19 protein-coding genes are annotated in these 23072 nt (G+C 56.6%); 14 read left to right on the top strand and 5 right to left on the bottom strand.

The genetic code is table 11. The features are described from left to right. Positions 1-20 precede the first annotated feature (20 nt). The 11 genes from ndk to N2M06_RS11195 all read left to right on the top strand — a co-directional run bounded on the left by ndk (position 21) and on the right by N2M06_RS11195 (position 11585). Positions 21-452 (top strand): nucleoside-diphosphate kinase, encoded by a 432-nt coding sequence (gene ndk / locus N2M06_RS11245; RefSeq protein ID WP_019934284.1) that lies wholly within the window; start codon positions 21-23, stop codon positions 450-452. A gap of 199 nt (positions 453-651) precedes the next feature. Next, entirely contained in the window at positions 652-2169 is a 1518-nt protein-coding gene (locus tag N2M06_RS11240) for a nucleobase:cation symporter-2 family protein (protein ID WP_346350788.1), read from the top strand. A gap of 158 nt (positions 2170-2327) precedes the next feature. Next, positions 2328-3446 carry a bifunctional tRNA (adenosine(37)-C2)-methyltransferase TrmG/ribosomal RNA large subunit methyltransferase RlmN gene (locus N2M06_RS11235; protein ID WP_019934283.1) on the top strand — a complete coding sequence of 373 codons (1119 nt, stop codon included), beginning with the start codon at positions 2328-2330 and terminating at the stop codon, positions 3444-3446. A 24-nt stretch (positions 3447-3470) separates the two neighbouring features. After that, positions 3471-4253 carry a type IV pilus biogenesis/stability protein PilW gene (gene pilW / locus N2M06_RS11230; protein WP_346350787.1) on the top strand — a complete coding sequence of 261 codons (783 nt, stop codon included), beginning with the start codon at positions 3471-3473 and terminating at the stop codon, positions 4251-4253. Beyond that, positions 4246-5172, top strand: a complete 927-nt coding sequence (locus tag N2M06_RS11225) for a RodZ domain-containing protein (protein ID WP_346350786.1) — start codon at positions 4246-4248, stop codon at positions 5170-5172. Before pilW ends, N2M06_RS11225 begins: the two co-directional genes overlap by 8 nt. 20 nt (positions 5173-5192) lie before the next feature. Next, positions 5193-6311 (top strand): flavodoxin-dependent (E)-4-hydroxy-3-methylbut-2-enyl-diphosphate synthase, encoded by a 1119-nt coding sequence (gene ispG, locus N2M06_RS11220; protein ID WP_317075207.1) that lies wholly within the window; start codon positions 5193-5195, stop codon positions 6309-6311. A gap of 42 nt (positions 6312-6353) precedes the next feature. Beyond that, the gene (gene hisS / locus N2M06_RS11215) at positions 6354-7631 is read left to right on the top strand and encodes a histidine--tRNA ligase (RefSeq protein WP_346350785.1); all 1278 of its coding nucleotides are present in this window, start codon (positions 6354-6356) and stop codon (positions 7629-7631) included. 1 nt (position 7632) lies between these two features. Beyond that, the gene (locus tag N2M06_RS11210) at positions 7633-8268 is read left to right on the top strand and encodes a tetratricopeptide repeat protein (protein ID WP_019934278.1); all 636 of its coding nucleotides are present in this window, start codon (positions 7633-7635) and stop codon (positions 8266-8268) included. A 2-nt stretch (positions 8269-8270) separates the two neighbouring features. After that, the gene (gene bamB / locus N2M06_RS11205) at positions 8271-9443 is read left to right on the top strand and encodes an outer membrane protein assembly factor BamB (RefSeq protein ID WP_019934277.1); all 1173 of its coding nucleotides are present in this window, start codon (positions 8271-8273) and stop codon (positions 9441-9443) included. Between the two features lie 76 nt (positions 9444-9519). Further along, entirely contained in the window at positions 9520-11022 is a 1503-nt protein-coding gene (gene der / locus N2M06_RS11200; protein ID WP_026344732.1) for a ribosome biogenesis GTPase Der, read from the top strand. 122 nt (positions 11023-11144) lie between these two features. After that, on the top strand, positions 11145-11585 hold the full coding sequence (locus N2M06_RS11195; protein ID WP_019934275.1) for a universal stress protein: 441 nt from the start codon (positions 11145-11147) through the stop codon (positions 11583-11585). Positions 11586-11590: 5 nt separating this feature from the next. Here N2M06_RS11195 and N2M06_RS11190 read toward each other — a convergent pair whose 3' ends face one another. Beyond that, positions 11591-11731 (bottom strand): hypothetical protein, encoded by a 141-nt coding sequence (locus N2M06_RS11190; protein ID WP_019934274.1) that lies wholly within the window; start codon positions 11729-11731, stop codon positions 11591-11593. Positions 11732-11820: 89 nt separating this feature from the next. Then, positions 11821-13227, bottom strand: coding sequence for a membrane-bound lytic murein transglycosylase MltF (gene mltF, locus N2M06_RS11185; RefSeq protein ID WP_346350784.1), 1407 nt, complete (start codon positions 13225-13227; stop codon positions 11821-11823). A gap of 201 nt (positions 13228-13428) precedes the next feature. On the opposite strand from mltF, the gene purL reads away from it, so the two are divergent. Next, complete coding sequence (gene purL, locus N2M06_RS11180) at positions 13429-17316, top strand: phosphoribosylformylglycinamidine synthase (RefSeq protein ID WP_346350783.1); 3888 nt, start codon at positions 13429-13431, stop codon at positions 17314-17316. 157 nt (positions 17317-17473) lie between these two features. Further along, complete coding sequence (locus N2M06_RS11175; RefSeq protein WP_317075212.1) at positions 17474-19204, top strand: EAL domain-containing protein; 1731 nt, start codon at positions 17474-17476, stop codon at positions 19202-19204. On the opposite strand, the gene N2M06_RS11170 is transcribed toward N2M06_RS11175, so the two are convergent. Beyond that, positions 19182-19730: a DUF1439 domain-containing protein gene (locus N2M06_RS11170; protein ID WP_019934270.1), complete on the bottom strand. Its 549-nt coding sequence runs from the start codon at positions 19728-19730 to the stop codon at positions 19182-19184. The two genes, N2M06_RS11175 and N2M06_RS11170, sit on opposite strands and share 23 nt — an antisense overlap. A 91-nt stretch (positions 19731-19821) precedes the next feature. Between N2M06_RS11170 and cls the strand changes: the two genes are divergently transcribed. Continuing rightward, entirely contained in the window at positions 19822-21258 is a 1437-nt protein-coding gene (cls, locus tag N2M06_RS11165; RefSeq protein WP_019934269.1) for a cardiolipin synthase, read from the top strand. Positions 21259-21326: 68 nt separating this feature from the next. On the opposite strand, the gene N2M06_RS11160 is transcribed toward cls, so the two are convergent. Both N2M06_RS11160 and N2M06_RS11155 read right to left on the bottom strand, forming a co-directional pair. Then, positions 21327-22541, bottom strand: a complete 1215-nt coding sequence (locus N2M06_RS11160; protein ID WP_317075213.1) for a pyridoxal phosphate-dependent aminotransferase — start codon at positions 22539-22541, stop codon at positions 21327-21329. Between the two features lie 254 nt (positions 22542-22795). Beyond that, positions 22796-23059, bottom strand: coding sequence for a GrxA family glutaredoxin (locus tag N2M06_RS11155; RefSeq protein WP_317075214.1), 264 nt, complete (start codon positions 23057-23059; stop codon positions 22796-22798). Between the last annotated feature and the right edge of the window lie 13 nt (positions 23060-23072).

The following is a 23072-nucleotide window of genomic DNA, read 5'->3' as shown; positions in this document are numbered from 1 at the left end:
TTGATTTAAAGGATACTCCTATGGCTATCGAACGTACCTTCTCCATCGTCAAGCCCGACGCTGTTGCCAAAAACCTGATCGGCGCTATCTACGGCCGTTTTGAGTCTGCTGGCCTCAAGATTGTTGCTTCCAAAATGGTTCACCTGAGCCGTGAGCAGGCTGAAGGCTTCTACGCCGAGCACAGCGAGCGCCCCTTCTTCAAGGCTCTGGTTGACTTCATGACCTCCGGTCCGGTAATGGTTCAGGTACTGGAAGGTGAAAACGCCATTCTGCGTAACCGCGAAATCATGGGTGCCACCAACCCCGCCGACGCCCTGGCCGGTACCCTGCGCGCCGACTACGCCGACAGCATCGACGAAAACGCCGTACACGGCTCCGATGCTCCCGAGTCTGCCGCTCGCGAAATCGCTTACTTCTTCAGCGACGAAGAAATCTGCCCGCGCACTCGTTAATAGCGGGTTGAACGGCATAAAAAAGACGCTTCGGCGTCTTTTTTTTTATGGGTGCCCAACAGGACAGCAAGTAAAAGTGTGATCTTGCATTGTTATTTTTGTATACATCTGGTGTTATAAGTGTTTACATATTCTGCAACATAAATAATGATGTTGCTATGTTAATAGTATACAAACTGTAACAATTCAGGGAGCGAAGATGACAGCAGAAATTCGACAGGTTCCGGCCGGCAAACGTCCGGAGGACGAAAACCTGGGGTTGGGGGCGAACATTGCTTATGGCTTCCAGCATGTGCTTACCATGTATGGCGGCATTATTGCGGTGCCGCTGATAGTGGGGCAGGCCGCGGGTCTGCCGTCGGCAGAAATTGGTATGCTGATCGCTGCCTCTCTGTTTGTGGGAGGCGCTGCTACTTTGCTGCAGACCCTGGGTATCCGCTTCTTTGGTTGTCAGCTGCCCCTGGTGCAGGGCGTATCTTTTGCCAGTGTGGCCACCATAGTGGCCATTGTGACCACGGGCGGCGGCCTGCCGTCCGTGTTCGGGGCGGTAATAGGGGCCTCGCTTATCGGTTTGCTGATCACCCCCGTGTTCTCCAAAATCATTCGGTTTTTCCCGCCGCTGGTTACCGGGGCCGTCATTACCACCATAGGTTTAACCCTGATGCCGGTGGCAGCACGCTGGGCCATGGGCGGTAATTCTCAGGCGGCAGACTTCGGCAGCATGACCAATATCGGCCTGGCCGGTGCCACTCTGGCCATAGTACTGGTGCTGAGCAAGCTGGGTAATGCGGCCATCAGCCGGCTGTCCATTCTGCTGGCCATGGTGCTGGGCACGCTGCTGGCCTGGTCCATTGGACTGGTCGACTTCTCCCGCGTGCTGGATGGTCCTGTTTTTGCCTTTCCCACGCCGTTTCACTTCGGTATGCCGGTATTTGAACTGGCCGCCATTATCTCCATGCTGATAGTGGTGCTGGTCATTCTGGTGGAAACCTCTGCCGATATTCTGGCAGTGGGTGACATTATCGACACCAAGGTTGACTCCCGTCGTTTGGGTGACGGCCTGCGCGCCGATATGATCTCCAGTGCCATTGCGCCCATGTTTGGCTCCTTTACGCAAAGTGCCTTTGCCCAGAACGTGGGCCTGGTGGCGGTAACCGGCGTGAAAAGCCGTTATGTGGTGGCCGCTGCCGGCGCGATTCTGGTGACCCTGGGGCTGATGCCCATTATGGGCCGGGTGATTGCCACTGTGCCCACCGCCGTGCTGGGCGGTGCCGGCATCGTCTTGTTCGGTACCGTGGCGGCCAGTGGTATTCGTACTCTGGCCAAGGTGAACTACACCAACAATATGAACCTGATTATTGTGGCCACCTCCATCGGTTTTGGCATGCTGCCCATCGCCGCACCCAGCTTCTATCATCACTTTCCGACCTGGTTTGAAACCATTTTTCATTCCGGTATCAGCTCCACCGCCATTATGGCCATTCTGCTCAACCTGCTGTTTAATCACCTGAGCTGGGGGAATTCCGACAAACAATCCGTGTTTGCGGCCGGCACCGAGCGCACCATCAGCGAGGCCGACATTGCCTGCCTGAACGACGGCGATTACTTTGTGGACGGCAAACTGTTTGATGCCGAAGGCAACGAGGTTACGATTGAGTCTTGCAAGGGGCGCGCTTCCGGTAAGCCCAGGCTCAAGACGGTGGCCAACGACCACTGAGCCAGACTGAATGTGGAATGACAGCTTTTCAGCCGCCCTGGAGGCGGCTTTTTTAATGGCCCCATATGGCGTCAGCGTTCCTTGCCACTGGCAACCCGGTGCTAAACTCTGTACAATTTCGCGCCCTGTGGGCTCTGGTAAAACGCGTGAGGCAACCGATGAGTGAAACCAAAATTAATCTGCTGGATCTGGATCGTGACGGCATGCGAGCACTCTTTCAGGAGATGGGAGAGAAACCTTTTCGTGCCGACCAGGTGATGAAGTGGATTTATCATTTCGGTTGCGACGATTTTGATCAGATGACCAACATCAATAAGGTGTTGCGAGGCAAGCTGAAGGAGCGCGCCGAAATTCGTGCGCCAGAGATAAGCGTTGAGAAAAAGTCTGCCGATGGCACCATCAAGTGGGCCATGATGGTGGGCGGACAGGAAGTGGAAACTGTCTATATTCCCGACGGTGACCGTGCCACTTTGTGCGTGTCTTCCCAGGTGGGCTGTGCCCTGGATTGTAAATTCTGCTCTACCGCTCAGCAGGGCTTTAACCGTAACCTGAAAGTATCTGAAATTATCGGTCAGGTCTGGCGTGCTGCCACTCGGGTTGGTTTTGTGCGTGACTCCGGCCGCAAACCCATCACCAATGTGGTGATGATGGGCATGGGCGAGCCGCTGCTTAACCTGAATAACGTAGTACCTGCCATGCGGCTGATGCTGGAAGACTATGGCTTTGGTCTGTCCAAGCGCCGGGTAACCTTGTCTACCTCCGGTGTGGTGCCCGCACTCGACAAAATGGCCGACATGATAGACGTGGCCCTGGCGGTGTCTTTGCATGCGCCCAACGACAAGCTGCGCTCCGAGATTATGCCGATCAACGACAAATATAATATTGCCGAGCTGATCGCCAGCATTCGTCGTTATCTGGCGGTGTCCAATGCCAACCACGGCAAGGTGACCATAGAGTATGTGCTGCTGGATCATGTCAATGACGATATGCAGCATGCCCACGAGCTGGCCGAGCTGCTCAAGGATCTGCCCTGCAAGATCAATCTGATCCCGTTCAATCCGTTCCCGGGCAACCCCTACGGCAAGCCCAGCAACAGCCGCATTGACCGCTTTAACAAGGTGTTGATGCAATATGGCAACACTGTCACCATTCGCAAAACCCGGGGCGATGATATTGATGCCGCCTGTGGGCAGCTGGTGGGCGATGTGATTGACAGAACCAAGCGCACCATGAAAAAACGGATGCAGGAACAAAATATATCCGTCACAATGGTTTAACTCAAAAACACTGGCGGAAAAGTAATGCGAAAGGCCTTTTTGGTGCCGGCGCTGCTGATGGCGGGGGTGCTGACGGCTTGTGTAAGCGAAACCGTAAACCTGACCCAGGGGCGGCCGGCTGCCAATGTCAGGCCTGAACTGCCTCAGGCAGCACAAGCTCGCATGAACCTTGGTCTGGCTTATTTGCGTGAGGGAAATATCAGCCAGGCCAAATTCAACCTTGAGCGAGCCCTGACGCAAGACGAGACTAACCCTGATATTCATCTGTCACTTGCGTACTTTTATCAGCGAGTAACCGAATATGACAAGGCAGAACAGCATTATCAGCGTGTGCTGGCGCTGGATGCCGAGCATGGTGACGGACTGAATAACTACGGTGCTTTTCTGTGTGACAGGGAACGATTTGACCAGGCTGATGTCATGTTCAGCAGGGCAATGGCTGTAGCAGGCTATGTCAAAGTTGCCGATACCCTCGAGAATGCTGCTGTGTGTGCTGCTAAAAGCGGCCGTGTAAAGGTGGCCCGGGAATACTATCGGCGTGCTTTGGAGTATGCTCCTGACAGATCTCAGTCGTTACTGGGGCTGGCTGAGCTTGAGCTTGCGCAGCAGGACCCGAACATGGCCCGGGTGTACCTTGACCGCTACCGGCAGCAATATGCTCCTTCAGCAAAAAGTTTGTGGCTGAGTGTGCTCAGTGCCCGAGCATTGGGGCTGAGCCAAGAGTATGAGACAGCGGGAGCTGAGCTGGTACGTTTATTTCCGGATTCAGAACAAGCCGAGCGATTCCTGACACATGACAATGAATGAACCCCAGTCTCTTGCGGGAGACGAACAGAACAACACTGATACTGGCCCGGGTAAACTGTTGCGTGACGCACGTGAACGCAGAGGCTGGAGTCAGCAGGATGTGGCGCGCCGGCTTAATCTGCGCCTGGCCGTGATTGAGTCGATAGATGACGATCATTATACGGCTGGCGTTGCCCTGACTTTTTTGCGTGGTTACGTCAAAGCCTATGCCAAGCTGGTGGGAGTGAGCGAGCAACTGGCACTGTCGTCCTTTGATACCATGTCAGGCACCGAGCAGTTGCGTAGTGCCGGTCCGGCTCCCATGCAAAGCTTTTCCAAAAAGACCCGGCAACAGGCCAGTGACAAGTGGCTCAAACTCACCAGCTGGCTGGTGGTTCTGGGGCTGGTGGCCTCGCTGGTGTTCTGGTGGTGGCAAAATAGCAGTAATGGCTATACCGAGTCGCCCGTTATCGAGCCGGCGTCGGACTCTGCCACACAAGCACCGGCAACGACGCAGCCCGAGCCTGTTACTGAGGCTGAGCCTGTGCCGGAAGCTGAACCGGAGCCGGCGAGCGAACCGGCAGTCGCCCCTGAGACACTGTCCGGCCTGTCTCAGCCGGCCGGCAGCGAAGTCATTGCACCTGATACGCCTGCTGACACTGCGGCCGCCGCCATGCCGGCAGAGCCAGCGCCGGATCCCGAGCGACTGGTGCTGGGCTTTACCGCCGATTGTTGGATAAAAGTGACCGATGCCGAGGGCCGGGTGCTGTCTGAAGGTGTAAAAACATCCAGTGACCGTCTTGAGTTAACAGGTAAGCCGCCGTTCAGCCTGGTGCTGGGTGCGCCCCAGGCTGCCACTGTCGAATATTTGGATCAGATGGTGGATCTGACTTCCTTCCGTGCCGGACGGGTCGCCCGCCTGACTGTACCGAAATCCTGATATAACGAGCAAGAGTAACCATGTCCCAACACGAATCACCCATTATTCGCCGCAAGTCCAAGCAAATTCGTGTCGGCTCTGTGCTGGTAGGGGGCGATGCTCCCATCAGTGTGCAGACCATGACCAATACGTCTACCACCGATGTAGCAGCCACTCTGGCGCAGATTCGGGCAGTGGAAAAGGCCGGTGCCGACATAGTGCGGGTGTCTGTGCCTACCATGGAGGCGGCAGAAGCTTTTAAAGTCATTCGTGCCGGTACTTCCATCCCTCTGGTGGCAGACATTCACTTTGACTACCGTATTGCCCTGCAGGTCGCCGAATACGGGGCCGATTGCCTGCGTATCAACCCGGGTAATATCGGTCGGGAAGACCGTGTTCGTGCCGTAGTGGATTGTGCCCGGGATAAAGGTATTCCCATTCGCATTGGTGTGAACGGCGGCTCGCTGGAAAAGGATCTGCAGGAAAAATACGGTGAGCCTACCCCGCAAGCGCTGGTGGAGTCGGCCCTGCGCCATGTGGATATTCTCGATAAACTCAACTTTGACCAGTTTAAGGTAAGTGTTAAAGCCTCCGACGTATTTCTGGCGGTAGGTGCTTACCGGGAGCTGGCGCGTCATATTGAGCAACCGTTGCACCTGGGGATTACCGAAGCCGGCGGTTTTCGCAGCGGCGCAGTCAAGTCGGCCATTGGCCTGGGCATGCTGCTGGCGGAGGGCATCGGCGATACCCTGCGCATTTCCCTGGCAGCCGATCCGGTAGAAGAAGTGAAGGTAGGTTTTGATATTCTCAAGTCCCTGCGTATTCGTGCCCGGGGTATCAATTTTATTGCCTGCCCGTCCTGCTCCCGCCAGGAGTTTGATGTGATTGGCACCGTCAATGCGCTGGAAAGCCGGCTGGAAGACATCACCACTCCCATGGATGTGTCCATTATCGGCTGTGTGGTTAACGGCCCCGGTGAGGCGCTGATTTCCGATCTCGGGCTGGCCGGTGCCCAGCGCAAAAGTGCCCTTTATGATGGCGGCGAGCGGGTAGGACGGCTGGATAATGCTGATCTGGTGGATGCTCTTGAAAGCCGCATCCGTGCCAAGGTAGCCATGATGGATCCCGCCGCCCGCATTCCGGTGCAGGGCAAAGACTGAATCCGCTTCTTATTTTAATGATTTAACCCAGAGAACTTTTTTGTGGCCAAACAAATCCAAGCAATTCGAGGAATGAACGACTGCCTGCCGGAACAGACGCCGGCCTGGCAACAGGCAGAAAGCGTGCTGCGCAACACCATGAGCGCCTATGGTTACAGCGAGATCCGCCTGCCCATCATGGAGGTAACCGGCCTGTTTCAGCGCGCCATCGGTGAAGTGACCGATGTGGTGGAAAAGGAAATGTACACCTTTGAGGATCGCAGCGGCGACAGTCTGACCCTGCGTCCGGAAGGCACCGCCGGTTGTGTGCGCGCCGGCATAGAGCATGGCCTGCTCTACCATCAGGAGCGGCGCATGTGGTATATGGGTCCCATGTTTCGCTATGAGCGTCCGCAAAAAGGCCGCTACCGCCAGTTTCACCAGTTCGGAGTAGAAGTATTCGGCCTGAATGGCCCGGACATCGACGCCGAGCTGATTATGCTCACCGCCCGGCTCTGGAAAGCGCTGGGCGTGACCGAGCACCTGACCCTGCAGCTGAACAGCCTGGGCCAGCCGGAAGAGCGGGCGCAATACCGTCAGGCGCTGGTGGACTTTCTGCAGCAGCATGAAGACCGCCTGGATGAAGACTGTCGCCGGCGGATGCATACCAATCCGCTGCGGGTGCTCGACAGTAAAAACCCTGATGTACAGGCCCTGCTGGCCGATGCGCCGGTACTGTCCGATTACTTCGGTGAAGACACTCAAGCCCACTTCAAGGGGCTGCAGGCGCTGCTGAGCGCAGCCGGTATTCAGTTCGAGATAAACCCCCGGCTGGTGCGTGGTCTCGATTATTATAATCTCACCGTGTTTGAGTGGGTGACCGAAAGCCTGGGTGCGCAGGGTACCGTATGTGGCGGCGGCCGTTACGATGGCCTGGTGGAGCAGCTGGGCGGCCAGGCCACCCCGGCGGTAGGCTTTGCCATGGGCATGGAGCGGCTGGTATTGCTGCTGGAAACCCTGAATCAGGTGGCAGCGCAGCCGGCTCAGGCCGATATCTATGTGGCCATGATGGGTGACAGCACCAGAGCGGCAGGTTTTGCCCTGGCTGAGCAGCTGCGTGATGCCCTGCCGGCCCTCAGAGTGATGAGCCATTGCGGTGGCGGTAACTTCAAAAAGCAGCTCAAGCGGGCTGACAAGAGTGGCGCCGCCGTGGCGCTTATCCTCGGAGAAGATGAAGTTGCCAACGCTCAGGTGACCGTTAAATATCTGCGTGGTCAGGGTGAACAACAAACGCTGAACCAGAGTGAGCTGGTTACACTGCTCGAACAAAAGGGGATTTGAGTTGGACGTTTACAGCACGGAAGAACAACAGATTGAAGCCATCAAACGCTGGTGGCATGAATACGGCAAGGCCATTATTCTGGGCTCTGCCATTGGTCTGGCCGGTTTATTCGGCTGGCGTTATTACCAGAGTCATCAGGTAGAAACCCGCTCTGCCGGTGCCGAAGCCTTTGAACAGGTAAGCCGCAGTCTGGCAACCCGGGGCAGTGCTGCCTTTGACAGCGCTGCCACTTTTGTGGCCGAAAATCAGGGCAACAACTACGGTGAGCTGGCGGCCATGCTGCTGGCAGCAGAAGCGGTAAAAGCCAATGATCTCGAGCTGGCTAAAACTCAGCTGGAGCAAGCTTTGGCAGGAACTACCGATGAGGTGCTGAGCAACACCATAGCGCTGCGCCTGGCCCGAGTGCTAATTGCCACGGAAGAGTTCAGTGCCGCGCAAGGCCGGCTTGATGCCGTGAATGGTGCGGCCTTTGCTGCACAGAAAGCGGAAGTGCAGGGTGACCTTTACCTTGCTCAAAATCAGCCGGAGCAGGCCCGCAGTGCTTATGAGCAGGCCCGCAGCGCAGGTGGTGTGGGAGAAAATCCGGCGCTGACGCTGAAACTCGATAATCTTGCTGCAGCGCCACAAGGAGAATAAGGATGAGTACACCACTGCATCGTTTGTTGCCGTTAACACTGGCCCTGGGGCTTGCTGCTTGTTCAAGCCAGACGCCGGTTGCGCCGGCCAGTCCGTTGCCAGAGATTGATAACCGCTTTGAGATTAACACTCGCTGGTCTGATTCTGTAGGCAAAGGCGTAGGGGAATATTACTCTCAGTTGAGCCCTGTTATAGACGGAGAGCGTTTATTCGCCGCTGCCCGAAATGGTGTTATCAAGGCCTTTGATGCCGCCAGTGGCGAGGAGCTGTGGGAAGCCGAACTGGATGAGCTGGATATTAACCGGAATCAGCGCAGCCCGCGTCTTGCCGGGGGCCTGACCGCCGCCTATGGCAACCTCTATTTCGGCTCCGAGAATGGCGTTGTTTATGCCTTGTCTCAGGACGATGGTGCCGTGCTGTGGACACAAAGCGTGCCCGGTGAAGTGCTGGCGGCGCCGGCAGTGGACGAAGGCAAGGTGGTGGTGCATACCAGTGCCGGTAACCTGGTGGCGCTGGATTCTGCCAGTGGTGAGCAGCAGTGGCTGTTGCGCAACGAGCAGCCCAGCCTGACCCTGCGCAGCATGGCCACGCCCATTACCACCGGTGGTGCCGTGCTCTATGGCCGCGCCGACGGGCGTCTGGGCATTGCCTTGCTGGCCAATGGTCAGCCGGTGCGTGACACCCGTATTGCCAGCCCCCGCGGTGCCACCGAGCTGGAGCGGATGGTGGATGTGGCCTCAAAGCCGGTGATCCTGGGCGATATTTTGTTCACCATGGCTTATAATGGCCAGCTGACTGCGCACCAGCTGGTTTCCGGCCAGCAATTATGGAAACGCCAGTATCAGGGGTCGGAAGATCTGAGTACAGACGGCCGTCTGCTGTTTATTACCGACAGCCGCAGTCACCTGTTTGCGGTGGATGCCCGTAGTGGCAGCGAAGTCTGGTCCAACACCGAGCTGGAAAACCGCCGCCTGACCGCACCTGTGGTGTTTGGTGATTATCTGGTGGCTGGCGATGGTGACGGCTATCTTTACTGGCTGGATCGTAACAGCGGCGAGTTGCTCTCGCTGGAACGCATAGACAGCGCCGGCCTGTATGTGGCCCCTGTGGTTGCCGGAGATACGCTTTATGTGCAAAGCCGTGATGGTGAACTGGTGGCGATAGCCCGCCCCTGATTGAGTTCCGCGGTGTTGCCCTCGGCTCCTGATCCCAACAATCAGGAGCCGTTATTGTTTTTTGGAGATGTTTTTTATGATGCCAGTTGTGGCTCTGGTGGGCCGTCCCAATGTGGGCAAGTCCACTCTGTTTAACCGCCTGACCCGCACCCGTGATGCCCTGGTGGCAGACTTTCCCGGCCTGACCCGGGATCGCAAATACGGTCAGGCCCGCTTTAATGAGCTTGAATATATTCTGGTAGATACCGGGGGTATCGACGGCAGCGAGCAGGGTATCGAGCTGGAAATGGCGACTCAGTCGCTGGCTGCCATTGACGAAGCCGATGTGGTGCTGTTTATGGTAGACGCCCGTGCCGGCCTGACCTCGGCCGATGAGGCCATTGCTGCTCATCTGCGCCGTTGCCAGAAGAAAACCCTGCTGGTGGCGAACAAAACAGACGGTATTGATGCCGACTCGGCCACCGGTGAATTCTATCAGCTGGGTTTGGGAGAGATTTATCAGATTGCCGCGGCTCACGGCCGAGGTGTGCTGACTTTGCTGGAAACAGCCCTGGCACCGCAGCTGGAGCAGCTTGCCGCCGGCTCTGCACCGGCTGACGAGGCCGGGGACATTGATGAAGACGGACTGGAATTTGACGATGCCATGCTGGAAGACGCCATGGCAGTGTTGGATGAAGTAGAGGAAGAAGAGGCCATTCCCTTTGAAGATGCGCCCATCAAGCTGGCCATTGTAGGCCGGCCCAATGTAGGCAAGTCTACCCTGACCAACCGCATTCTGGGTGAAGAGCGGGTGGTGGTATATGACATGCCCGGCACCACTCGTGACTCCGTGTATATTCCCATGCAGCGGGACGAGCAGGATTACATTCTGATCGACACCGCCGGTGTGCGCCGCCGTGGCAGGGTACATGAGGCGGTAGAAAAATTTTCGGTGATCAAGACGCTCAAGGCCATTGAAGACGCCAACGTGGTGCTGCTGGTGCTGGACGCCCGGGAAGGCATTTCCGATCAGGATCTCAGTCTGCTGGGCTTTGTGCTCAATGCCGGCCGCAGTATTGTGCTGGCGGTGAACAAGTGGGACGGTCTGAGCACAGACGTGCGTGATGAAATCAAGCGCGAGCTGGATCGCCGGCTGGGCTTTATCGATTTTGCCCGCCTGCATTTTATCTCAGCACTGCACGGCAGTGGCGTGGGTAATCTGTTTGAGTCGGTAAAAGAAGCTTATGCTTCGGCCACCAAACGGGTAAATACCTCCATGCTGACCCGCATTATGCAGATGGCTCAGGACGATCATCAGCCGCCGCTGGTACGGGGCCGCCGGGTGAAACTCAAATATGCCCATGCCGGTGGTTATAATCCGCCGCGTATTATCGTGCACGGTAATCAGGTGAAAGACCTGCCTGATTCTTATAAGCGCTATCTGATCAACTACTTCCGCCGCTCGCTGCAGGTGGTGGGCACGCCCATTCGCGTCGAGTTTCAGGAAGGGGATAATCCTTATGCCGGTATCAAGAACAAGCTGACCGCCAGCCAGTTACGTAAGCGCAAGCGTCTGATGAAGCACCTGAAGAAAAAGTAATCTGTTCAAAACGCCGGCTCTGCCGGCGTTTTTTCTCAAATGACCCCCATCCTTTTTGCGCACAGCGCTACTCCTGCCTAGTCTTGATATGCATTGCCATATTTTGATTCCATGGAGGATATATGTACAAATCGTTACTGGTTGCGGTAGATGGTTCCAAACATGGCCGCAAGGCGCTGGAGCTGGCCTGTCATCTTGCCAGGGTAGACAATGCGGAGCTGCACATACTGCATGTGCCCGAAGTGCTGCCCCATGAAGCGACCTTAATCTGGGGAATTGGAGCGGTGGCCATCAGTGATGAGCTTAAAGAAATGGAAGCGCTGGGCAATCGCATTCTGGCAGGAGCGGAGGCCGAAGCGCAAAAATTGGGTGTGGGCAATATTTATACCCATGTCGATAAAGGGGAACCTGCCCGGACCATTTTAAAACAGACCGAAAAACTCGGTGTGGATGTGGTGGTGCTGGGCACCAGAGGCCTGGGTGATCTGGCTGGTCTGGTGATGGGCAGCGTGTCTCACAAGGTGGCCAACAGCGCCAAGTGCGGCGTGATCACTGTTCGCTGAATGGGTCAGTCAAAACTGGCCTGGGTCAGAAAATAAGTGGTGCTGCGGCGCAATATCTTGCGGCGCACATCCTGCATCATCAGCCGGCGGCGGGAGCCGGCTGCGGGCTTGTGATGTTTCAGCAGATTACGTTTTCTTCTCAGCATTCTCATGCTCCTTATTATCGGGGCCGCCGCATCAGCGGCCTTTTTGTTTTATTATCAGCTGATCATAACGGCGTAAAGTGACAATACCGTTAAAGTGCCGATTTTGTCGGCTGGCTCTCATGCTGAGTGCTGGTAAGCTGAGTGTCAGTGGTGGGCTTATAAAGCCACTGCAGGCTTTGATAGTACTGACGGATATTGTTGACAAATTTTTGCGCTTCCCGCCCTCTGGCATAGCCGTAGCGGGTTTTACGATGCCATTTGGGCTGATGCAGCAGAGGCAGATTGGCTTTGACCTCTGCCCATGCATTGGGATCCTGACCGCGCAGCCGGGTAATCCGGCGGGCATCAAGCAGGTGCCCCAGGCCTATGTTATAGGCCGCCAGCGCAAACCAGACGCGCTCGCTGTGAGGAATGCTTTCCGGCAACCTCTCTATCAATGAAGCCAGATAACTGGCCCCGCCACGAATACTTTGCTCGGGATCAAGCCGGTTATCCACACCCACTTGCCGGGCGGTGTCTTCGGTCAGCATCATCATACCGCGCACACCGGTATAGGACTGAGCATCGGGCTGCCAGTGCGACTCCTGATAGCTGACTGCAGCAATCAGTCGCCAGTCCAGGGAGCCGGCATGTCGCTCAAACAGCGGACGATATTGAGGCAGCAGATCTTCAGCCCGGCGCAAAAAAATACGGGTATCGACGTAATCAAAGTCCTGAATATGACCAAAGTATTTTTCATTCAGCCGGGCCAGGGTGCCACTGTCGCGTTCGATAGCAAAGTAATCCAGCATGGCGGCCAGCAGACTGTCATCGTCACGGCTATCCATCACCCAGGATACCGGCTGAGAGCCGGGTAAAGTAAAAGCGGCATCTATGCCCGGGTAATAACGCTGAGTGCGTGCCAGCAGAGTATCTTCCACCAGGGTATAATCGGCCCGGCCCTCGGCCACCTGCCGCAATAAATCTTCTGCATCCGTGTCTTTACGGGACTCCCAGCTGAGCGCCGGCTGTTGTTGTTCAAGGCGCTGCAACCATTCCGCCTGACTGGAGCCGGCCATCACCCTGACAGTACCCTGTAACTGCTGCAGATCCTGCGGCCGGGCTTCGCCCTTGCGATAGACCAGAGTCTGGGCCACTTCATAGAGAGCGGGCCCAAAACGGTAGTGTTCCCGGCGGGTGCTGCTACCTACCAGACCGGCAGCCAGCATATCGACCCGGCCGTTATCCAGCAGAGCAAACAGCTCTTCCAGGCTGTATACCGGCACCATGGTCAGCTGTACTCCCAGATAATCAGCAAAGCCGCGGGCCAGTTCATAATCCAGGCCTTCTTCCTGCTCATTACGCAAAAAGTAGTAAAGCGGATGATAAAGGGTGCCTACCCTCAGCTCACCTCTGGCCTGAATGTGGCTGTGCTGGTTGGCATTGTTATCGCTGTCATCACAGCCGGCCAAAATAAGCAACCCCAGCAACAGCCATTGTCTAGCAAGCATACGCATGGTCAGCACTGACAACTCCAAGAGAAAAAATCACGCCACTTTATAGCAAAAGCCGACGCTTTAGTCAGGTTATTGCCGATATTTACGGCAGTCTGTCACATCAGACAGGGGTAAATCGGCGTCGACAGGGCAGGGGCGTAAACCTATAATACCGCCAGTTTGAGAACCCCCCATACACTCACGCTTTGAGAATTAGCCACTATGGAAATACTGAGAGGCTTACCGGCCTTATCCGGTTTCAGAACCCAGGCGATTATTCGTCGTGCCGAGGCACAGTCCCTGCCGTTATCCGCCATTGAAACCGAGTATGTGCACTTTGTCGCTCTGACCGCCGAACTCGACGAGACGGGCCGGCAAACTCTGGTTCAGCTGCTCGACAGCCCCGCCGATGGCATTACCCCCGCTGCCGGCAGCCACCTGGTGCTGGTGACCCCACGCCCCGGCACCCTTTCTCCCTGGTCGTCCAAGGCCACCGACATTGCCCGCAACTGTGGCCTGACGCAGGTCAAACGTATTGAACGTGGCATCATCTATTATCTTTCTTTTGAGCGTGAGCCGTCTGCCGCCGAACTTGATGCCGTCAGCCAGTTGCTGCACGACCGCATGACCGAAGCCACCTTTGCCAGTCTTGCCGAGGCCGAGTGCCTGTTTGCCGAGTCTCAACCGGCCCCGCTGACCTCGGTGGATATTCTCGGTGGTGGCCGCGACGCCCTGGCCGAGGCCAACCTGCGCATGGGGCTGGCGCTGGCGGATGATGAAATTGATTATCTGTTTGACGGCTTCAGCAAGCTGGGCCGTAACCCCAACGACATTGAACTCTATATGTTTGCTCAGGCCAACTCGGAGCATTGTCGTCATAAAATTTTCAATGCCGACTGGACCATAGACGGCGTCGAGCAGCCCAAGTCGCTGTTTAAAATGATCAAAAATACCTTTGAGCAGAACCCTGAGTATGTGCTTTCTGCCTACAAGGACAACGCCGCCGTGATGGCCGGCTCGCCGGCGGGCCGGTTTTTCCCCAGCCCAGAGTCTGGCGAGTACCGTTATCATCAGGAAGATATTCATATTCTGATGAAGGTGGAAACCCATAACCACCCTACCGCTATCGCGCCCTATTCCGGTGCTGCCACCGGCTCCGGCGGTGAAATTCGTGATGAAGGTGCCACCGGCCGGGGTTCCAAGCCCAAAGCCGGTTTGGTGGGATTCAGCGTGTCCAACCTGAAGATTCCCGGTTATGCACGTCCCTGGGAGCAGGACTTCGGTAAGCCCGAGCGCATTGTCAGCGCCCTCGATATCATGATCGACGGCCCCTTGGGTGGTGCTGCCTTCAATAACGAATTCGGCCGTCCGGCCCTGCTGGGTTATTTCCGTACCTATGAAGAGCAGGTTGCCAGCTTTAACGGCGAGGAAGTGCGCGGTTATCACAAGCCCATCATGATCGCCGGCGGTCTGGGCAACATTCGCGGCGAACATGTGGAAAAAGGCGAGATTCCGGTCGGTGCCAAACTGGTGGTGCTGGGCGGTCCGGCCATGAACATTGGTCTGGGCGGCGGTGCCGCTTCTTCCATGACCTCGGGCCAGTCCTGTGAAGATCTGGACTTTGCTTCGGTGCAGCGGGACAACCCGGAAATGGAGCGTCGCTGCCAGGAAGTGATTGACCGTTGCTGGGCCATGGGTGATGACAACCCCATCGTCTTTATTCATGATGTCGGTGCCGGTGGCCTGTCCAACGCCATGCCCGAGCTGGTGAATGACGGCGACCGCGGTGGCCGTTTCTATCTGCGTGATATTCCCAATGACGAGCCGGGCATGAGCCCGCTGCAGATCTGGTGTAACGAGTCTCAGGAGCGCTATGTACTGGCGGTGGCCGATGACCGTCTGCCTGAGTTTGAAGCCTTCTGCCGCCGTGAGCGGGCTCCCTATGCGGTGATCGGTGAAGCCACTGCCGAGCGTCACCTCAGCCTGCATGATGAGCATTTCGATAACCAGCCCATCGATATGCCGCTGGAGGTGCTGCTGGGCAAGCCGCCCAAAATGCACCGCGACGTGGAAAGTGCACAGCATCAGAGCCCGGCATTGGATCTGCACGGCATCAACCTGAAGGACGCCGCCGAGCGTGTTATGACACTGCCTGCTGTGGCTGATAAAGGCTTTTTGATCACCATCGGTGACCGCACCGTCACCGGTCTGGTGGCCCGTGATCAGATGGTGGGCCCCTGGCAGGTGCCGGTGGCCGACTGTGCCGTGACCGCCGCCGCCTACGACACCTATGCCGGTGAGGCCATGTCCATGGGCGAGCGCGCGCCGGTGGCCCTGCTTGACTTTGCCGCTTCTGCCCGGCTGGCAGTGGCCGAAGCCATCACCAACATTGCCGCCACTGAAATTGGTGAACTCAACCGCATCAAGCTGTCTGCCAACTGGATGTCTGCCGCCGGTCACCCCGGTGAAGACGCCGGCCTGTATGAAGCGGTCAAGGCCGTGGGCGAAGAGCTGTGCCCGGTGCTGGGGCTGACCATACCGGTAGGCAAGGACTCCATGTCGATGAAGACCCGCTGGCAGCAGGATGGTGAAGACAGAAGTGTGACTGCGCCGCTGTCGCTGGTGATCTCCGCCTTTGGCCGGGTCACCGATGTGCGCAGCACCGTCACTCCCTGGCTGCGCACCGATATGGGCGAAACCGACCTGATCCTGGTTGATTTGGGTAATGGCAAGAATCGCCTCGGTGCTTCGGCACTGGCCCAGGTGTATCGTCAGTTGGGCGACCAGCCGGCGGATCTGGACGATGCCGAGCAACTCAAGGGCTTCTTTAACGCCATGCAGGCGCTGGTGGCCGAGAAGAAGCTGCTGGCCTATCACGACCGGGGCGACGGCGGCTTGTTTGTGACCCTGGCGGAAATGGCCTTTGCCGGTAACACCGGCCTGAATGTGGAGCTGGATCTGCTGGGAGCGGATCACCTGGCAGCGCTGTTCAGCGAAGAGCTGGGAGCCGTGCTACAGGTGCGCCGTGACGAGAAGGAAGCGGTACTGACCTGCTTGGCCGGCCACGGTCTGGCGGCCTGCACTCATGTGATTGGCGGTCTCAATAACGACGATACCCTGCGTGTGCTGGCCAACGGCGAAGAAGTGTATGCTGAAAGTCGCACTGAGCTGCGCCGCCTGTGGTCCGAGACCAGTTACCGCATGCAGGCGCTGCGGGATAACCCCGAGTGTGCCAAGGCCGAGTTTGACGCCAAGCTGGAAGCCAATCCCGGTCTGTCCGCTTCGCTCAGCTTTGATCCGAAGGAAGATATCGCCGCGCCTTACATTGCCAGGGGTGTGCATCCGAAAATGGCCATTTTGCGCGAGCAGGGCGTTAACTCCCACATGGAAATGGCTGCCGCTTTTGACCGGGCCGGCTTCAGCGCCGTGGACGTGCATATGAGCGATCTGCAAAGTGGCCGTCTGCGCCTGGACGAGTTTGCCGGCCTGGTGGCCTGTGGTGGCTTCTCTTACGGCGACGTGCTGGGTGCCGGTGGTGGCTGGGCCAAGAGTGTTCTCTTTAATGAGGCGCTGCGGGCTCAGTTCGAGGCCTTCTTCCAGCGCAACGACAGCTTTGCTCTCGGCGTGTGCAACGGTTGCCAGATGTTGTCCCAGCTGCGGGATCTGATCCCCGGTGCGGCCCATTGGCCTGACTTTGTGCGTAACACTTCAGAGCGCTTTGAAGCCCGTTTCAGCCTGGTGGAGGTGCAGGAATCTCCCAGCCTGTTCCTGTCCGGCATGGCCGGCTCCCGCCTGCCTATTGCCGTGTCTCACGGTGAAGGCCGGGTGCAGCCCAAGCGTGCCGACATTGCCGCCCTGGAAGCCAGCGGCACGGTAGCGCTGCGCTTTGTGGACAATCACGGCCAGGCCACTGAACGTTATCCGTTTAACCCCAACGGCTCTGCCAACGGCATTACCGGCCTGACCAGCGAAGACGGCCGGGTGACCATTATGATGCCGCACCCGGAGCGGGTATTCCGCACCGTGGCCAATTCCTGGCATCCGGATAACTGGGGCGAAGACAGTGGCTGGATGCGGATGTTCCGCAATGCCCGCAAGCATCTCGGCTGAATTTGCCATTTGCATCTCAAAATAAAAGGCCCGCAATTGCGGGCTTTTTATTTATCAAATGAGCCTATATGATGGAGCAGCTTATAATAAAAATTCTCGCCTGAATCCTGCCATATCAGGTCACGCACGCAGTGCTCTTACTAATGAAAGATGCGATATGGAACAACAACACTGGTTACAAAAGGTGGAAGCAAATACCGGCGGCGTGCCGGATATATCTTGTGACAGCCTGCTCCTGACACGCAGAATTATGCAATACACCCGTGAGGGCATTGTGATTATGGATGCCAGAGGGCGGGTACTGGAAGTGAACCCGGCCTTTTGTCAGCATTGTGAGCTGGATGCGTCGACCTTGCTTGGTCGCCATCTGACCCACGTCAGTAAGGGCCTGCATAATGGCCGCTACTACCGTCGCATCTGGAAACGACTGCAATATCAGGAGCAATGGGAAGGGGAGGTTGAGCAAATCAACCGCCATGGCGAGGTGGCTACGCACTGGTTGATGCTGCGGCTGATCCGTGATGAAGCCGGTCTTATCAGCCATATTATCGGCATAGTGGATAACATCAGCCGGCTGCGTCAGTCGGAAGAGCGGCTCAGCTTTCTGGCTCATCACGACAGCCTGACCGGCACCGCCAACCGTGAATTTTTAATCAGCTGGTTTAACCGCATCAGTATGGCACTGGCTACCGACGAGCAGCTGGCCCTGCTGTTTATCGATCTGGACAGGTTCAAGCCCATTAATGATGGTTTTGGCCACGGCGTGGGTGATCGGGTGCTTAAAGCGCTGGCCGGCCGTTTGCAAAAGATGACGGGTGACAATGAAATTGTTGCGCGCATCGGTGGTGATGAATTTGTACTGGTGTGGCGCGATATAGATGAAGAAAGTCAGTTGTTTGAACGGGCCGGCAGGCTGGTGGAAGCGCTGGAAGCTCCGGTACGGGTGGATCATCATGAGTTGAGTGTAGGGGCCAGTGTGGGCATCAGTCTGTACCCTCTTCATGGCCTTGAGATTGAAACTCTGCTGCGGTATGCCGATACTGCCATGTATGAGGCTAAAAGCCGCAGCCGCTCTCATATATCGCTTTTTGACAGCCACAGTTTTTCCCGTCTTAAACAACGCACTCGGCTGGCACAGGAAGTGCGGGAAGCCCTTGAGCAACAGCAGTTATACCTGGAATATCAGCCTCGTATCACTCTGCAGCATCAGACCTTGCCGGCGGTGGAAGCACTGTTGCGCTGGCATCATCCCGTGCTGGGTGTGGTCATGCCCAATGTTTTTTTACCGGCGGCCCGGGATGCAGGGCTGCTGGGCCGGCTGGCTGAATGGGTGTGTACCGAAGCGGCTGCTCAGCTGGTAGAGTGGCGGCAGCAGGGATGGTCCGGCCGTATCAGCCTGAACATGAGCGGGCTGGAGCCGGAGCTTGAGCAACTGCGTATTCTACGGCTGCTGGATAGGTTGCGTGAGCAGGGAGTCAGTCCGGCAGACTTTGAGCTGGAGCTGCGCAGTGATTTTATTATGCGCCGCAGTGAGTCTCTGATGCGGGTATTAACCGCCTTTCGCGATGCTGGCACCACCATTTATCTGGATAACGTGGGTCATGGCCGGTTTCGGTTCGATACACTGAAAAGTCTGCCCATAGACGGCATCAAGCTTGACCGGGGCCTGCTGAGCGACAGCATGGACGAATTTGACCGGGCGGTGATCCAGTCGTTACTGGCGCTGGCGCGTACCCTTGGGCTGACAACGGTTGCCTGTGGTGTGGAAACGCAGGCACAGCTTGCTCTGTTGCGGCAATATGGCTGTCAGCAGGTGCAGGGGGCGCTGGTGGCCAGCCCGCTGCCACCAGCACAAGTGCCGAGTTTTATTCCAGCCCTTGCAGAGTGAGTTGTCCGGGGCTGATACTCAGCCCCAGTACACTTTCTTTTAATTGTCGCTGCAGCGGATCCTGCTCATCCAGCCGGTAAACCGGATTCTGAGCCAGATATTCGGCCAGGCTTTGCAGCAGCAATGGCATAATGAAATTGGCCTGACCGCTGGCATCCTGATTATTGAGCCGGTAGCCGAGCAGCTCAAACTCATCCAGATAAAGTGCTCCCTCTTCGCTGTTAAAGCGGGGGCGGGCACTGAAATCACCACTGATGTCCCAGTCCCTGCGCACGCCGCCCTGCTCCAGTATCACCACTGCGCGGCCTGACACCCTTGCCTTGTCGGCCTCCTGCCGGCCCAGCGCCACCTGTATATCGGCCAGGCGCACACCGGCTTTCAGCCAGCTGCCAAGGTTGATGGGAAAGTCCCGGCCCAGCTGTGTAGTCAGGTGCTGGTTGATCTGTTGCTCTGTCAGTGTCAGGGTTTGTGCAGATAATGCCGCAGATACGCTAAATATCAGGAAAAAAAGTATACTTTTCATCATGCTGTACTCACGATGTGAATAGTCATTTGCTACAGTCTGCCCCGTCTGGTTAATAAGGAGCAAGGCGTTTTTGAACGATTACATCTCTACCATGGTGGGCTGGTTGCTGTTCGCTGCCCATACCAGTCTGGTACTGGGGGTAACTTTCAGGGTGATCATGAAGCGCCGGCCGGTGGGGGTTTCCCTGGCCTGGCTGGCACTGATCTATGCTATTCCGGTAGCCGGTGCCGCTACCTATATTCTGTTTGGTGAGGTACGGCTGGGCCGGAAGCGGGCCGAGCGTGCCCGGGCCATGTACCGGCCTCACGCCGACTGGATCAATGTGCTGGTCACCCGTTTTCCCGGCCAGCAGTTTGAAGTGAACGATCAGGTCAGGCCTATTTATGAGCTGGTCAGGGCCCGGTTCAATATGCCCATGCTCAGCGGCAACGGCATGACACTGCTGCAGCAGCCCGACACTATTCTGCATGCGATTGTAAAAGATATAGAGCGAGCGCGCAGCTCCTGTTACATGGAGTTTTATATCTGGCATGCGGGTGGCATGGCGGATGATGTAGCCCATGCACTGATGGCCGCTGCCCGCCGGGGGGTGGATTGCCGGCTGTTGCTGGACTCGGTGGGCAGCGCCGACTTTTTTCGCAGCCACTGGCCCAGGCGCATGAAAGAAGCGGGCATCAAGGTGGTGGAAGTATTACCGGTAGGTGCCTTTCGCGTGTTGTTTGAGCGACAGGATCTGCGCATGCACCGCAAGCTGGTGGTGATCGACGACGATGTGGCCTACACCGGCTCCATGAATCTGGTTGATCCTGCCTGCTTCAAGCAAAACGCCGGTGTGGGCCAGTGGGTGGATATCATGCTGCGTATTCGCGGCCCCATTGTGCCCATTATCTGGTCGCTGTTTGTGTGGGACTGGGAAATGGAAACCGGCGAGCGCTTGCTGGAGCAGCTGGAGTATCACCCGATCAGCTGTCTGGATAATCAGCTCAAGCTGCAGCTGTTGCCTTCCGGCCCCTTTATGGGGGGGGATGCCATTTCTCAGAGCCTGCTCTGTGCTGTGTATCAGGCGCGCCGCCGGCTGGTGCTGATCACCCCTTACTTTGTGCCTGACGATCCGCTGGTGGCTGCGCTGTGCTCCGCCGCTGACCGGGGGGTGGAAGTGCAGCTGGTACTGCCGGAGAAAAACGACTCACGCATGGTCAATCATGCCTGCAATGCTTTCTTTGATGAGCTGCTGCGGGCCGGCGTGGAAATTCACCTGTATTCTGCCGGCCTGCTGCATACCAAGTGTGTACTGGTGGATCACCAGTTTGGTCTGGTGGGCACGGTCAACCTGGACAAGCGCAGTTTCTGGCTGAATTTTGAAATGACCCTGCTGATCGACGACGGCAAGGCGATGGGCGAGTTGCTGCAGTTGGCCGACGGTTACCTGTCTCAGGCGCGTCCTCTGTCCTGGATGGAATGGCGCAAACGCCCGCTGCGCAAACGCCTGCTGGAAAACCTGTTTTATCTGCTCAGCCCGCTGCTTTAAATGCGGGGAATAGGAGCAGGGAATAGGGAGAAAACGATTCCCTGCTCCCCAATCCCTAATCACTGGGGTTATTGTTGGTAATGCTTGAGAAAGCGGGCAATACGCTCGACGGCATCGGTAATGTCGTCGACTCTGGGCAGGGTCACCAGCCGGAAATGATCCGGTTTGGGCCAGTTAAAACCGGTGCCCTGTACAATCAGCATTTTTTCCTGCAGCAGCAGATCGTAGACCATCTTTTGATCGTCTTTGATCTTATACACCTTGGGATCCATTTTGGGGAACATATAGATAGCGCCCTTGGGTTTGACGCAGCTGATGCCGGGAATTTCATTTAGCAGTTCCCAGGCCCGGTCGCGCTGGCGGCGCAGCCGGCCGCCGGGCAGCACCAGCTCGTTGATACTCTGATAGCCGCCCAATGCCGCCTGAATGCAGTGCTGCATGGGCACGTTGGCGCACAGCCGCATGGAGGAGAGCATTTCCAGCCCTTCGATATAATCCCGGGCCTGATGCTTGGGGCCGCTCAGCATCATCCAGCCCTGGCGAAAACCGGCGGCGCGGTAGCTTTTGGAGAGACCGTTAAAGGTGGCTACCAGCACGTCATCGCACAGGGTACACACCGAATGGTGGGCCACATCATCGTAGAGAATTTTGTCGTAAATTTCGTCGGCAAAGATAATCAGCTTGTTCTGGCGGGCAATTTCAATCACTTCCAGCAAAAACTCGCTGCCATACACGGCACCGGTGGGATTGTTGGGGTTGATCAGCACTATGCCCTTAGTGCGTGGGCTGATTTTGGACTTGATATCATCCAGATCCGGATACCAGTCGGCCTGCTCATCACACATATAGTGCACCGCTTTACCGCCGGACAGGGTCACGGCAGCGGTCCACAGCGGATAGTCGGGGGCGGGCACCAGAATTTCATCGCCGTTATTCAGCAGCGCCTGCATGGCCATCACAATCAGCTCGGACACGCCGTTACCGATATAGATATCGTCGATGTCGGTGGTGCGCAGTCCTTTTTGCTGATAATACTGCATCACCGCCTTTCGGGCGGAAAACAACCCCTTGGAGTCACAATAGCCCTGGCTGGTGGGCAGGTTCATGATCACGTCTTTCAGCAGTTCTTCCGGTGCTTCAAAGCCAAAGGGAGCCGGGTTGCCGATGTTCAGCTTAAGAATCCGGTGGCCTTCATCTTCAAGGCGGCGGGCTTCTTTATGTACTGGCCCGCGAATGTCGTAACAGACGTTATCCAGTTTGTGGGATTTTTCTACAGAATACATAAGTGGTGACGGCCTCGGAATCATGGAGCTGCCTGATGATGGCCCGCAACAGAAAAAACCGGTACAAGCCGGTATTTTGTGTCAGAGCGGATGCGGCAGTATCAAAATCAATGGCCCATAATGGAGCTTTGGCTGCGGAATGAAAAGAGGTTAAAGCGGGCTTTGAACGAAAAAAATGCTGATAAAGGGAGTTTTCAGATGAATAAGGCGTGAAACACACCAAAAAGGCGGCACTCGGGCCGCCTCGGTAATGCTTAGCTGTACAGGCCAAGATGCTCTTTGGCATGGGCTTCAAACTCGGTAAAGCCGCCAATATGGGCTTGATCCAGAAAAATTTGCGGCACTGTCTCTACCGGTTTGCCCACGGTTTTTTCCAAATCTTCCTTGGAAATGCCTTCCGCATGAATATCCACATAACGGAAGTTAAAATCATCCCGCTCGGCGGTGAGCTTTTCTGCCAGCTCTTTAGCGCGCACACAGAAAGGGCAACCGGGACGACCAAAAATCACTGCAAACATGTATCTCTCCTTT

The sequence above is a fragment of the Oceanimonas sp. AH20CE76 genome (assembly GCF_039654065.1).
Taxonomy (GTDB): domain Bacteria; phylum Pseudomonadota; class Gammaproteobacteria; order Enterobacterales; family Aeromonadaceae; genus Oceanimonas; species Oceanimonas smirnovii.
This window is presented reverse-complemented; position numbering and strand designations above follow the sequence as displayed.

Coding starts and splice junctions, on each gene's coding strand:
- ndk (WP_019934284.1), top strand. CDS start 21: ATGGCTATCGAACGTACCTTCTCCATCGTCAAGCCCGACGCTGTTGCC.
- N2M06_RS11240 (WP_346350788.1), top strand. CDS start 652: ATGACAGCAGAAATTCGACAGGTTCCGGCCGGCAAACGTCCGGAGGAC.
- N2M06_RS11235 (WP_019934283.1), top strand. CDS start 2,328: ATGAGTGAAACCAAAATTAATCTGCTGGATCTGGATCGTGACGGCATG.
- pilW (WP_346350787.1), top strand. CDS start 3,471: ATGCGAAAGGCCTTTTTGGTGCCGGCGCTGCTGATGGCGGGGGTGCTG.
- N2M06_RS11225 (WP_346350786.1), top strand. CDS start 4,246: ATGAATGAACCCCAGTCTCTTGCGGGAGACGAACAGAACAACACTGAT.
- ispG (WP_317075207.1), top strand. CDS start 5,193: ATGTCCCAACACGAATCACCCATTATTCGCCGCAAGTCCAAGCAAATT.
- bamB (WP_019934277.1), top strand. CDS start 8,271: ATGAGTACACCACTGCATCGTTTGTTGCCGTTAACACTGGCCCTGGGG.
- der (WP_026344732.1), top strand. CDS start 9,520: ATGATGCCAGTTGTGGCTCTGGTGGGCCGTCCCAATGTGGGCAAGTCC.
- N2M06_RS11195 (WP_019934275.1), top strand. CDS start 11,145: ATGTACAAATCGTTACTGGTTGCGGTAGATGGTTCCAAACATGGCCGC.
- N2M06_RS11190 (WP_019934274.1), bottom strand. CDS start 11,731: ATGCTGAGAAGAAAACGTAATCTGCTGAAACATCACAAGCCCGCAGCC.
- mltF (WP_346350784.1), bottom strand. CDS start 13,227: ATGCGTATGCTTGCTAGACAATGGCTGTTGCTGGGGTTGCTTATTTTG.
- purL (WP_346350783.1), top strand. CDS start 13,429: ATGGAAATACTGAGAGGCTTACCGGCCTTATCCGGTTTCAGAACCCAG.
- N2M06_RS11175 (WP_317075212.1), top strand. CDS start 17,474: ATGGAACAACAACACTGGTTACAAAAGGTGGAAGCAAATACCGGCGGC.
- N2M06_RS11170 (WP_019934270.1), bottom strand. CDS start 19,730: ATGATGAAAAGTATACTTTTTTTCCTGATATTTAGCGTATCTGCGGCA.
- cls (WP_019934269.1), top strand. CDS start 19,822: ATGGTGGGCTGGTTGCTGTTCGCTGCCCATACCAGTCTGGTACTGGGG.
- N2M06_RS11160 (WP_317075213.1), bottom strand. CDS start 22,541: ATGTATTCTGTAGAAAAATCCCACAAACTGGATAACGTCTGTTACGAC.
- N2M06_RS11155 (WP_317075214.1), bottom strand. CDS start 23,059: ATGTTTGCAGTGATTTTTGGTCGTCCCGGTTGCCCTTTCTGTGTGCGC.